A 12504-nucleotide genomic window follows, 5' to 3' on the forward strand; every position below is an offset into this window, starting at 1 on the left:
ATGTCACTAAATTTCCCGCTGTTGCTGGTTATCGCCGTGTTCGTCTGCGGCCTGTTGGCGTTGCTCGATCTGTTGATCCTCGCACCGCGTCGGCGCGCCGCCATCGCTTCCTATCAGGGCAGCGTCAGCCAGCCGGATGTGCTGGTGGTGGAGAAACTGAACAAGGAACCGCTGCTGGTCGAATACGGCAAGTCGTTCTTTCCGGTGCTGTTCATTGTGCTGGTGCTGCGTTCGTTCCTGGTGGAACCGTTCCAGATTCCATCCGGCTCGATGAAACCGACCCTGGACGTCGGCGACTTCATTCTGGTGAACAAGTTTTCTTACGGGATCCGTCTGCCGGTGATCGACAGGAAAATCATCGAAGTCGGTGATCCGCAACGCGGCGATGTGATGGTGTTCCGCTACCCGAGCGACCCGAACGTCAACTACATCAAGCGCGTGGTCGGTCTGCCGGGCGACACGGTGCGTTACACCGCCGACAAGCGTCTGTTCGTCAATGGCGAGTCGATTGCCGAGCAACTGGTCGGCTCCGAGCCGGGCACTCTCGGCAGTGCGGAACTCTACAAGGAAAAACTCGGCGCCGCCGAGCACCTGATCCGCAAGGAAATGAGCCGCTACCGCGCCACGCCGGACCACACCTGGACCGTGCCGGCCGGGCACTACTTCATGATGGGCGACAACCGCGACAACTCGAACGACAGTCGCTACTGGGATGATCCGAACATTCCCAAGGATCTGCTGGGCATGGTTCCCGACCAGAACATCGTCGGCAAGGCCTTTGCGGTCTGGATGAGCTGGCCGGAACCGAAACTCAGCCACCTGCCGAATTTCTCGCGGGTCGGCCTGATCAAGTAAACAATCACGGCGCTGTTGACCACAGCGCCGAATGCATTTCTGGTGTCGGCACAATCGATCCAGGGCATGAAGCCACGATATTCAGGACGTCATTTTTGAACACAGCGTTAATTGTCCCAGGCCTGCGCCGCATCCCGGCGATGGCAGTGGAATCCAGCCACGAACTCAGCGTGGGTAAACCGTGAGCGTTTCTTTAAGCCGTCTCGAGCGCCAGCTCGGTTACACCTTCAAGGACCAGGAACTGATGGTCCTGGCCCTCACGCACCGCAGCTTTGCCGGACGCAACAACGAGCGTCTGGAGTTTCTCGGCGATGCGATCCTCAACTTCGTTGCCGGTGAAGCCCTGTTCGACCGCTTCCCGCTGGCCCGTGAAGGTCAGTTGTCGCGTTTGCGTGCGCGTCTGGTGAAAGGCGAGACTTTGGCCGTGCTGGCCCGTGGTTTCGATTTGGGCGAATACCTGCGCCTGGGCTCGGGTGAGTTGAAAAGCGGCGGTTTCCGTCGCGAATCGATTCTGGCCGATGCCCTGGAAGCACTGATCGGCGCGATCTACCTCGATGCCGGTATGGAAGTCGCCCGCGAGCGCGTCCTGGCCTGGCTGGCTGGCGAGTTCGAAGGCCTGACGCTGGTCGATACCAACAAGGATCCGAAGACCCGACTGCAGGAATTCCTGCAATCGCGCGGTTGTGAGCTGCCACGCTACGAAGTCGTGGATATCCAGGGCGAACCGCACTGCCGTACCTTCTTCGTCGAGTGCGAAGTTGTCCTTTTGAATGAAAAAAGCCGGGGTCAGGGTGTGAGCCGTCGCATTGCCGAACAGGTAGCGGCCGCCGCAGCACTGATTGCCCTGGGTGTGGAGAATGGCAATGACTGATACAAACGCAACTCGCTGTGGCTACGTTGCCATCGTCGGCCGTCCGAACGTGGGCAAGTCCACGCTGCTGAACCACATCCTCGGCCAGAAGCTCGCGATCACCTCGCGCAAGCCGCAGACCACCCGTCACAACATGCTCGGGATCAAGACCGAGGGCGACGTGCAAGCGATCTACGTCGACACCCCCGGCATGCACAAGGGCGGCGAAAAGGCCCTGAACCGCTACATGAACAAGACGGCTTCGGCGGCGTTGAAAGACGTTGACGTGGTGATCTTCGTGGTCGACCGCACCAAGTGGACCGAAGAAGACCAGATGGTCCTGGAGCGCGTGCAGTACGTGACCGGCCCGCTGATCGTCGCGCTGAACAAGACCGATCGCATCGAGGACAAGGCCGAGCTGATGCCGCACCTGTCCTGGTTGCAGGAACAGCTGCCGAATGCGCAGATCATTCCGATCTCGGCGCAACAGGGTCACAACCTCGACGCGCTGGAAAAGGTCATCGCCGACCATCTGCCGGAGAACGATCACTTCTTCCCGGAAGACCAGATCACCGACCGCAGCAGCCGCTTCCTCGCCGCCGAACTGGTACGCGAGAAGATCATGCGCCAGCTCGGCGCCGAGCTGCCGTATCAGATCACCGTGGAAATCGAAGAATTCAAGCAGCAGGGTGCGACGCTGCACATCCATGCGCTGATCCTCGTCGAGCGTGACGGCCAGAAGAAAATCATCATTGGTGACAAGGGCGAGCGCATCAAGCGCATCGGCACCGAGGCGCGCAAGGACATGGAGCTGCTGTTCCACTCCAAGATCATGCTCAACCTGTGGGTCAAGGTGAAGGGCGGCTGGTCCGACGACGAGCGTGCGCTGCGTTCGCTGGGTTACGGCGACCTGTAAAAATCGCGGTTTTCTGATACGCCAGAAAACCCCTGTGGGAGCGGGCTTGCTCGCGAATGCGCAGTGTCAGTCGGCCTATACTTTGACTGATTCACCGCATTCGCGAGCAAGCCCGCTCCCGCATTTGGTTTTGGGTTGTTTACAAAACTGCGTTTCTTCATCGAGAACTCAATGTCGAAAACCCCGCCTCTCGCCCAACCCGCCTACGTCCTGCACTCCCGCGCCTATCGCGAAACCAGCGCCTTGGTGGATTTCCTCACGCCGCAAGGTCGGCTGCGGGCGGTGTTGCGCAGCGCGCGGGGCAAGGCCGGGACACTGGCGCGGCCATTCGTGCCGCTGGAAGTGGAATTGCGCGGCAAAGGTGAGTTGAAGAATGTCGGGCGCATGGAGAGTATTGGAAACGCGACATGGATGGTCGGCGAGGCATTGTTCAGCGGTCTCTATCTCAACGAGTTGCTGATACGCCTGCTGCCAGCCGAAGACCCGCATCCTGCGGTATTCGATCATTACGCTGCCACCTTGCTGGCTTTGGCTGAAGGCCGGCCACTGGAGCCTCTGCTGCGTTCCTTCGAATGGCGTCTGCTCGACGACCTCGGTTATGGCTTCTCCCTGAACACCGACATCAACGACGAGCCCCTTGCTGCGGACGGTCTCTATCGCTTGCAGGTGGATGCCGGACTCGAGCGGGTCTACCTGCTGCAACCCGGCCTGTTCAACGGCACCGAGCTGCTGGCCATGGCTGAAGCGGACTGGTCGGCCCCGGGCGCACTGTCTGCCGCCAAGCGTCTGATGCGACAAGCGCTGGCCGTGCATTTGGGCGGTCGTCCCCTTGTCAGTCGCGAGCTGTTTCGCAAGCCCTGATCTCACCGTATGCTGTGCGCCGAATCTTTCCCTTCAGGAGCGCATCCGTGACCACCAGCAATCGCATTCTTCTTGGCGTGAACATCGACCACGTCGCCACCCTGCGTCAGGCCCGTGGCACGCGCTACCCGGATCCGGTCAAGGCTGCGCTGGACGCGGAAGAGGCGGGCGCCGACGGCATCACCGTGCACCTGCGTGAGGACCGTCGCCACATTCAGGAGCGCGATGTGCTGCTGCTCAAGGATGTGCTGCAAACCCGCATGAACTTCGAAATGGGCGTCACCGAAGAAATGATGGTGTTTGCCGAGCGTATTCGTCCGGCCCATATCTGTCTGGTGCCGGAGACGCGTCAGGAACTGACCACCGAAGGCGGTCTGGACGTGGCGGGGCAGGAGGAGCGGATCAAGGCAGCGGTGGAGCGTCTGTCGAAGATCGGCAGCGAAGTATCGCTGTTCATCGATGCTGACGAGCGGCAGATCGCTGCCTCGAAACGTGTGGGTGCGCCGGCCATCGAGCTGCACACCGGGCGTTATGCCGATGCCGAGACGCCGACCGAAGTGGCCCAGGAGCTGAAGCGCGTGGCGGATGGCGTGGCATTCGGTCTGGCCCAGGGCCTGATCGTCAATGCCGGTCACGGTCTGCACTATCACAACGTTGAAGCCGTGGCGGCGATCAAGGGCATCAACGAACTGAACATCGGTCACGCGCTGGTGGCGCATGCGTTGTTCGTCGGCTTCAAGTCGGCAGTGTCGGAGATGAAGGCGTTGATCCTGGCGGCGGCAAAGGCCTGAGCATCTACACAAAATAATGTGGGCGGGGGTGGACTACAGCGGCGGGTTTTCCTGCGTCGGTTTGGATTTGTCGATCCCCGGCACATGCAGATTGCCTTCGGCGACCTGATCGCCCTCAAGCTGCGGCTGGGTCACCCAGGTCAGGATGTCGTAGTAGCGGCGGATGTTCGCCACGAAATGCACCGGTTCGCCGCCTCGGGCGTAGCCGTAGCGGGTCTTGCTGTACCACTGCTTCTGCGACAGGCGCGGCAGCATTTTCTTCACATCCAGCCACTTGTCCGGATTCAGGCCTTCCCGGGACGCCAGTTTGCGCGCGTCATCCAGGTGACCACTGCCCACGTTGTAGGCAGCCAGTGCAAACCACGTACGATCCGGTTCCTGGATCGAGTCATCCAGTTGATCCTTCATGTAGGCCAGGTACTTGGCGCCGCCCATGATGCTCTGCTTCGGATCGAGGCGGTTGGACACGCCCATGGCCTGTGCAGTGTTCTGGGTCAGCATCATCAGGCCGCGCACGCCGGTCTTCGAAGTGACGGCCGGTTGCCACAGCGATTCCTGATAACCGATGGCCGCGAGCAGGCGCCAGTCGACTTTCTCTTTCTTGGCGTAGGTCTTGAAGTGCTGTTCGTACTTGGGCAGGCGCTGCTGCAAATGCTGGGCGAAGGTCGTGGCACCCATGTAGCCGAGGACGTCGACGTGGCCGTAGTAGCGGTCTTTCAGGCGTTGCAGGGTGCCGTTTTTCTGCACCTTGTCCAGATAACTGTTGATCTCGTTGAGCAGGCTGTTGTCTTCGCCAGAGGCCACCGCCCAGCTCTGGCTGCGTGCATCGCCAAGGTCGAAGGCGACGCGGATGTTGGTGAAGTAAACCTGGTTCATCGCCACTTCGTTGGAATCGACCAGAGTCAGGTCGATCTGGCCCTCATCGACCATGCGCAGCAGGTCGACCACTTCAACGGCGTCGGACTCTTCGTATTCAATCCCGGGATATTTCTGTTTCAGCTCGGCGAGCTGTTCGGCGTGGGTGCTGCCCTTGAGCACCATGATTTTCTTGCCGACCAGCTCACTGGCGTCGGTCGGCCGCGACTGGCCGTTGCGATAGATGATCTGCGGGGTGACTTCGAGGTAGGAATGGGAGAACCGTACCTGTTTCTTGCGCTGTTCGCTGCTGACCAGGCCAGCGGCGGCCAGCACCGGGCCGTTGGGCTTGCCGATCTGATCGAACAGGTCGTCGAGGTTGTCGGCGGTCTCGATTTTGAGTTCCACCCCCAAATCGTCGGCGAAGCGCTTCACCAGCTCGTATTCGAAGCCGGTCTCGCCGCTGCGATCCTGAAAGTAGGTGGCGGGGCTGTTACGGGTGATCACCCGCAGCACACCATCCTCCTTTACGCGCTCGAGGGTGTTGGGTTTATCAACACAGCCACTGAGCATCAGGAAGAGTCCGGTAGCGATCAGCCATTTGGCGTACCGCGGACGCAAAGCCGTTGGGGAAAACATGTGCGCAGTATACGCAAAGCGCAACGGGCGCCATATCTCGACAGTGGAGGGGTTGTCTGCTAGCGATCGAAAAAGCACCCGCAACCCCACAGGAACGGGGCCGCAGAGCGTTTTGTGACAGAAAAAATAAGCTGCCTTTGCGCAAGCTCGAAATCTGACTTCAGAGGCAGAAACACAGATTGAGGTCCGAGTGCAACCGTGCGTAGCGTTTCGGGTGATGTTGAGGTCGGTTTAGGCTAGAATGCACGGCCTCAAAGCACACCCCTTCCCGAGGCTGTCCCGAAGATGTTGATCCTGCGCGGCGCTCCTGCCCTTTCTGCCTTTCGCCACAGCAAACTCCTTGAGCAACTGAGCCAGAAGGTTCCAGCTGTCAGTGGCCTGTATGCTGAATTCGCTCACTTCGCCGAAGTCACCGGCGTCCTGACCGGCGACGAACAGCAGGTGCTTGCGCGCCTTCTGAAGTACGGTCCAAGCGTTCCGGTTCAAGAGCCGAGCGGTCGTCTGTTCCTGGTGTTGCCACGTTTCGGCACCATCTCGCCATGGTCGAGCAAGGCCAGCGACATCGCCCGCAACTGCGGCCTGAGCAAGATCCAGCGCCTGGAGCGCGGCATCGCGTTTTATGTGGCCGGTCAGTTCAGCGAAACCGAAGCGCAGCAGATCGCCGACGTACTGCATGACCGCATGACCCAGATCGTTCTGGGCAACCTCGAACAGGCTGCCGGTCTGTTCAGCCACGCCGAGCCGAAGCCGCTGACCGCCATCGACATCCTCGGCGGTGGTCGCGCCGCGCTGGAGAAGGCCAACGTCGAGCTGGGCCTGGCCCTGGCCGAAGACGAGATCGACTATCTGGTCAACGCCTTCAACGGTCTCAAGCGCAACCCGCACGACATCGAACTGATGATGTTCGCCCAGGCCAACTCCGAGCACTGCCGCCACAAGATCTTCAACGCCAGTTGGGATATTGACGGCGAGAGCCAGGAAAAAAGCCTGTTCGGCATGATCAAGAACACCTATCAGATGCACAGCGAAGGCGTGCTGTCCGCTTACAAGGACAACGCTTCGGTGATCGTCGGCAACGTCGCCGGCCGCTTCTTCCCGGATCCGGAAACCCGCCAATACGGCGCGGTGCAGGAGCCGGTGCACATCCTGATGAAGGTCGAAACCCACAACCACCCGACCGCGATCGCTCCGTTCCCGGGCGCGTCCACCGGTTCCGGTGGCGAGATCCGCGACGAAGGCGCAACCGGCCGTGGCGCCAAGCCGAAAGCCGGTCTGACCGGTTTCACCGTATCCAACCTGCAGATCCCTGGCTTCGAACAGCCGTGGGAAGTGCCGTACGGCAAGCCTGAGCGCATCGTCACCGCGCTGGACATCATGATCGAAGGCCCGCTGGGCGGCGCCGCGTTCAACAACGAGTTCGGTCGTCCGGCCCTGACCGGTTACTTCCGTACCTTCGAACAATCGATCAGCACCCCGCACGGTGATGAAGTTCGTGGTTACCACAAGCCGATCATGCTCGCTGGCGGCATGGGCAACATCCGTGAAGAACACGTCAAGAAAGGCGAGATCGTCGTCGGCTCCAAGCTGATCGTGCTCGGTGGCCCGGCAATGCTGATCGGTCTGGGCGGCGGCGCTGCTTCCTCCATGGCTACCGGCACCAGCTCGGCGGATCTGGACTTCGCTTCCGTTCAGCGTGAAAACCCTGAAATGGAGCGTCGCTGCCAGGAAGTCATCGACCGTTGCTGGCAGCTGGGCGACAAGAACCCGATCAGCTTCATCCACGACGTGGGGGCGGGCGGTCTGTCCAATGCCTTCCCGGAACTGGTCAACGACGGCGACCGCGGTGGCCGTTTCGAACTGCGCAACATTCCAAACGACGAGCCGGGCATGGCTCCGCACGAAATCTGGTCCAACGAATCCCAGGAACGTTACGTTCTGGCCGTCGGCCCGGCCGACTTCGAGCGCTTCAAGGCGATCTGCGAACGTGAGCGTTGCCCGTTCGCTGTCGTCGGCGAGGCGACCGCCGAACCGCAACTGACCGTGACCGACAGCCACTTCGGCAACAACCCGGTGGACATGCCACTGGAAGTGTTGCTGGGCAAGGCGCCGCGCATGCACCGTTCGGTCGTTCGCGAAGCCGAGCTGGGCGATGACTTCGATCCGTCGAACCTCGACATCGGCGAAAGCATCGAACGCGTTCTGCACCACCCGGCCGTGGCAAGCAAAAGCTTCCTGATCACCATCGGCGACCGCACCATCACCGGCCTCGTGGCCCGTGACCAGATGGTCGGCCCTTGGCAGGTTCCGGTGGCCGACGTGGCCGTCACCGCCACCAGCTTCGACGTCTACACCGGTGAAGCGATGGCGATGGGCGAGCGCACTCCGCTGGCGCTGCTGGACGCTCCGGCGTCGGGCCGCATGGCTATCGGCGAAACCCTGACCAACATTGCCGCTTCGCGCATCAACAAGCTCTCCGACATCAAACTTTCGGCGAACTGGATGTCCGCTGCCGGCCACCCGGGTGAAGACGCGCGCCTGTACGACACCGTGAAAGCGGTCGGCATGGAACTGTGCCCCGAGCTGGGCCTGACCATTCCGGTGGGCAAGGACTCCATGTCCATGGCCACCCGCTGGAACGACAACGGCGAAGACAAGACCGTCACCTCGCCGATGTCCCTGATCGTGACCGGTTTCGCGCCAGTGGCTGACATCCGTCAGACCCTGACCCCGGAACTGCGCATGGACAAGGGCACCACCGATCTGATCCTGATCGACCTCGGTCGCGGCCAGAACCGCATGGGCGCCTCGATTCTGGCCCAGGTTCACGGCAAGCTCGGCAAGCAGGCGCCGGACGTCGACGACGCCGAAGACCTGAAAGCGTTCTTCGCGGTGATCCAGGGCCTCAACGCCGATGGTCACCTGCTGGCGTACCACGACCGTTCCGACGGTGGTCTGCTGACCTCCGTGGTGGAAATGGCCTTCGCCGGCCACTGTGGTCTGAGCCTGAACCTGGACAGCGTTGCCGAAAGCTCCGCTGAAATCGCCGCGATCCTGTTCAACGAAGAACTGGGTGCGGTGATCCAGGTTCGTCAGGACGCCACCCCGGACATCCTCGCGCAATTCAGCGCGGCCGGTCTGGGCGACTGCGTTTCCGTGATCGGTCAGCCGATCAACAACGGCCAGATCAACATCACCTTCAACGGTGACACCGTGTTCGAAGGCCAGCGTCGTCTGCTGCAACGCCAGTGGGCCGAGACCAGCTACCAGATCCAGCGTCTGCGCGACAACGCCGACTGCGCCGAGCAAGAGTTCGATGCGCTGCTGGAGGAAGACAACCCGGGCCTGAGCGTCAAGCTGAGCTACGACGTCAACCAGGACATCGCCGCGCCTTACATCAAGAAAGGCATCCGCCCACAGGTTGCCGTGCTGCGTGAGCAGGGCGTCAACGGTCAGGTGGAGATGGCGGCCGCATTCGACCGCGCCGGTTTCAATGCGATCGACGTGCACATGAGCGACATTCTGGCCGGCCGTGTCGACCTGAACGAGTTCAAAGGTCTGGTGGCCTGCGGTGGTTTCTCCTACGGCGACGTTCTCGGCGCCGGTGAAGGCTGGGCCAAGTCCGCACTGTTCAACAGCCGTGCCCGCGATGCGTTCCAGGGTTTCTTCGAGCGTAACGACAGCTTCACCCTCGGCGTGTGCAACGGTTGCCAGATGATGTCCAACCTGCACGAGCTGATCCCGGGCAGCGAGTTCTGGCCGCACTTCGTGCGCAACCGCTCCGAGCAGTTCGAGGCGCGCGTGGCGATGGTGCAGATCCAGGAGTCGAACTCGATCTTCCTGCAGGGCATGGCCGGTTCGCGCATGCCGATCGCCATCGCTCACGGTGAAGGCCATGCCGAATTCGAAAGCGAAGAGGCACTGCTTGAAGCCGATCTGTCCGGTTGCGTGGCGATGCGATTCGTCGACAACCACGGCAAGGTCACCGAAGCCTATCCGGCCAACCCGAACGGTTCGCCGCGCGGGATCACCGGCCTCACCAGCCGCGACGGTCGCGTGACAATCATGATGCCGCACCCGGAGCGTGTTTTCCGTGCCGTGCAGAACTCGTGGCGTTCGGAAGACTGGAACGAAGACGCTCCTTGGATGCGCATGTTCCGTAATGCTCGTGTGTGGGTGAATTAAGGGCTGTGTACAAGCTCGCCTTTTTTGTTCCCGACAGCCATGTCGAGGTGGTCAAGGACGCTGTATTCGCTGCCGGTGGTGGGCGGATCGGTGACTATGACCACTGTGCGTGGCAGGTGCTTGGTACGGGCCAGTTTCGGCCTCTGGACGGCAGTCAGCCGTTCATTGGCGAGGCGGGGCGGGTTGAGCGGGTCGAGGAGTGGAAGGTTGAGCTTGTTGTTGGCGATGAGTTGATTCGTGGGGTGGTGGCGGCTTTGAAGGCTAGCCATCCTTACGAGACGCCGGCTTATGAGGTTTGGCGGCTGGAGGATTTTTGATCTTCCTTGGCTGCTGAAATGGAAAACCCGCTGAGAGTGATTTCAGCGGGTTTTTTGGTTTTTGGGGTTGGGTGAATATCCGTTTCTTCAGGTGTTGCGGCTTATGGTTCCGCCCTTACGGCGGGTCACTTTTGACAAACGCCTCAAAAGTAACCAAAAAGGCTTGCCCCTGCGTTCGGCACCTCGCTGTGGCTCGGTGTTCCTTCGTTCCGGGATTCATCCGGGGGGCATCGCCTACGGTTTGCTTCGCTGCACCTCCTCTCGATGCATGCGGCTGCGCCGCACGGTCGCTGCGCTCCCACCCCCGGATAAATCCCTCCACTCAGCCTGCCGATGGGGCTGGCACGTCAAAAGCTTTACTCGAGCTAACGCTCATCGTGTTGAGTGGTGAGAAGCGGGAAGCGAATGCGGGCTCCTTTTGATCGTTCCCACGCTCAGCGTGGGAATGCCGCCCGGGACGCAGGCCGGGTCTCTTTGTAATCGCTTCAAGTCAAAACTTGATGGCAACCATCAGACCTTGGCACTCACCTCACTCCGATTAACCAACCCCTCCAGCGCCACACTCAAACTCTGCGCCCGCTCGCCCACCAGCAAGTGCCACACGCCATCTTCCAGCGCGCTCACCCCCAGACATCCAAGCTCTTTCAACCGGCTTTCCGAGAGCGCCTTGCCATCGGCCAGTTGCAGGCGAATCCGGCTCATGGCAATGCAGTCGAGTTGCAGCACATTGTCGCTGCCGCCCAGAGCGCTCAACCATTGTTGAGCTTGCGGTGCGGTGACTGCGACGGGTTCGCTGGGTTCGACGACGGCGACAGGAGCCGTCGCTGCGGCTCGGCCCAATGCGGGCATCGCCAGTCGAATCTCATCGGCAATGCTGTCGGCCATCGGCCCCACAACAACCTGCAAACTGCCACCCTTGCCCGGACGCACAACGGCCATCGCGCCCAGCGCTTTCAAATCGGCATCCGACGCTTTGTTGCGATCGACCATTTCCAGTCGCAGACGCGTAGTGCATGCGCCCACGGTGAGCAGATTTTCCGCGCCGCCGAGTGCCTTGATGTAAGCGCTGGCGCGTTCGTTTTCGGTCAGGACCGCTTTGTCGGCGGTGGCGACGTCTTCGCGTCCCGGGGTTTTCAGGTTGAAGCGGCGGATACAGAAATCGAACACCGCGTAGTAGATGACGGCATACGCCAGGCCCACCGGCACGACGAGCCAGCCGTTGGTGGAACGTCCCCAACCCAGCACCATGTCGATGAAGCCTCCAGAGAAGGTGAAGCCCAGGTGGATGTTCAATGCGTTGGTGATTGCCATCGACAGTCCGGTCAGCAGCGCATGCACCAGATACAGCAGCGGTGCGAGGAACATGAAGGCAAATTCGATCGGTTCGGTCACCCCGGTGAGGAACGCGGTCAGGGCCATCGACAGGAAGATCCCGCCCATGACTTTGCGGCGCTCCGGAAGGGCGTTGCGGTACATCGCCAGGCAGGCGGCGGGGAGGCCGAAGATCATGACCGGGAACATGCCGGTCATGAACTGGCCGCCTTTCGGGTCGCCGGCGAAGTAGCGGGACAGGTCGCCGGTGACCAGTGCGCCGGTGGTCGGGTCGGTGAAGTTGCCGAACACGAACCACGCCATGTTGTTGAGGATGTGGTGCAGGCCGGTGACGATCAGCAGGCGGTTGAACACGCCGAACACGAACGCGCCGAAGCTGCCGCTTTCCATCAGCAGGGTGCCGAAGCTGTTGATGCCGTGCTGGATCGGCGGCCAGATGTAACCGAATAGTACGCCCAGGCCGACTGCGCTGAACCCGGTGACGATGGGCACGAAACGCCGGCCGCCGAAGAATGCCAGGTACTCCGGCAGCTTGATGTCCTTGAAGCGGTTGTACAGCGCACCAGCCATCAAGCCGCTGACGATCCCGGCGAGCATGCCCATGTTGATGCTGGCGTCGAGCACCTTGAGGGTGGAAATCATCACCAGGTAACCGATCACTCCGGCGAGGCCGGCGGTGCCGTTGTTGTCCCGGGCGAAACCGACCGCGATGCCGATGGCGAAGATCATCGCCAGGTTGGCGAAGATCACCTGGCCGGCGTCGTGAATGATCGCGATGTTCAGCAGGTCGGTGTCGCCCAGGCGCAGCAGCAGGCCGGCGATCGGCAGGATCGCGATCGGCAGCATCAGCGCGCGGCCGAGGCGTTGCAGGCCTTCGATGAAGAGTTGGTACATGGCGTTTGTCCT

9 protein-coding genes are annotated in these 12504 nt (G+C 61.3%); 7 read left to right on the forward strand and 2 right to left on the reverse strand.

Translation table 11 applies throughout. The features are described 5' to 3' along the window. From lepB to pdxJ, 5 genes are all read left to right on the forward strand, one after another. Complete coding sequence (gene lepB, locus ACSPX5_RS00005) at positions 1-855, forward strand: signal peptidase I (protein WP_169428981.1); 855 nt, start codon at positions 1-3, stop codon at positions 853-855. A gap of 181 nt (positions 856-1036) precedes the next feature. Next, positions 1037-1726 (forward strand): ribonuclease III, encoded by a 690-nt coding sequence (rnc, locus tag ACSPX5_RS00010; RefSeq protein ID WP_169428982.1) that lies wholly within the window; start codon positions 1037-1039, stop codon positions 1724-1726. Continuing rightward, entirely contained in the window at positions 1719-2621 is a 903-nt protein-coding gene (era, locus tag ACSPX5_RS00015; protein ID WP_439820736.1) for a GTPase Era, read from the forward strand. Before rnc ends, era begins: the two co-directional genes overlap by 8 nt. Positions 2622-2792: 171 nt before the next feature. Next, complete coding sequence (recO, locus tag ACSPX5_RS00020) at positions 2793-3482, forward strand: DNA repair protein RecO (RefSeq protein WP_439820737.1); 690 nt, start codon at positions 2793-2795, stop codon at positions 3480-3482. Between the two features lie 47 nt (positions 3483-3529). Beyond that, positions 3530-4273: a pyridoxine 5'-phosphate synthase gene (gene pdxJ / locus ACSPX5_RS00025; protein WP_207868262.1), complete on the forward strand. Its 744-nt coding sequence runs from the start codon at positions 3530-3532 to the stop codon at positions 4271-4273. 33 nt (positions 4274-4306) lie between these two features. Here the strand turns inward: pdxJ and mltF are convergent, their stop codons facing one another. Beyond that, entirely contained in the window at positions 4307-5767 is a 1461-nt protein-coding gene (gene mltF, locus ACSPX5_RS00030; protein WP_439820738.1) for a membrane-bound lytic murein transglycosylase MltF, read from the reverse strand. Between the two features lie 285 nt (positions 5768-6052). On the opposite strand from mltF, the gene purL reads away from it, so the two are divergent. Then, positions 6053-9949 carry a phosphoribosylformylglycinamidine synthase gene (gene purL, locus ACSPX5_RS00035; protein WP_207868260.1) on the forward strand — a complete coding sequence of 1299 codons (3897 nt, stop codon included), beginning with the start codon at positions 6053-6055 and terminating at the stop codon, positions 9947-9949. Positions 9950-9954: 5 nt separating this feature from the next. Further along, positions 9955-10266 (forward strand): NGG1p interacting factor NIF3, encoded by a 312-nt coding sequence (locus ACSPX5_RS00040; protein ID WP_439820739.1) that lies wholly within the window; start codon positions 9955-9957, stop codon positions 10264-10266. Positions 10267-10776: 510 nt separating this feature from the next. Here the strand turns inward: ACSPX5_RS00040 and nagE are convergent. Then, on the reverse strand, positions 10777-12492 hold the full coding sequence (nagE, locus tag ACSPX5_RS00045) for an N-acetylglucosamine-specific PTS transporter subunit IIBC (protein ID WP_439820740.1): 1716 nt from the start codon (positions 12490-12492) through the stop codon (positions 10777-10779). Positions 12493-12504 lie beyond the last annotated feature (12 nt).

Origin of the sequence: Pseudomonas sp. HLG18 (assembly GCF_051903985.1) — a bacterium.
In the GTDB taxonomy this organism is placed as follows: Bacteria; Pseudomonadota; Gammaproteobacteria; order Pseudomonadales; family Pseudomonadaceae; genus Aquipseudomonas; species Aquipseudomonas fluorescens_BT.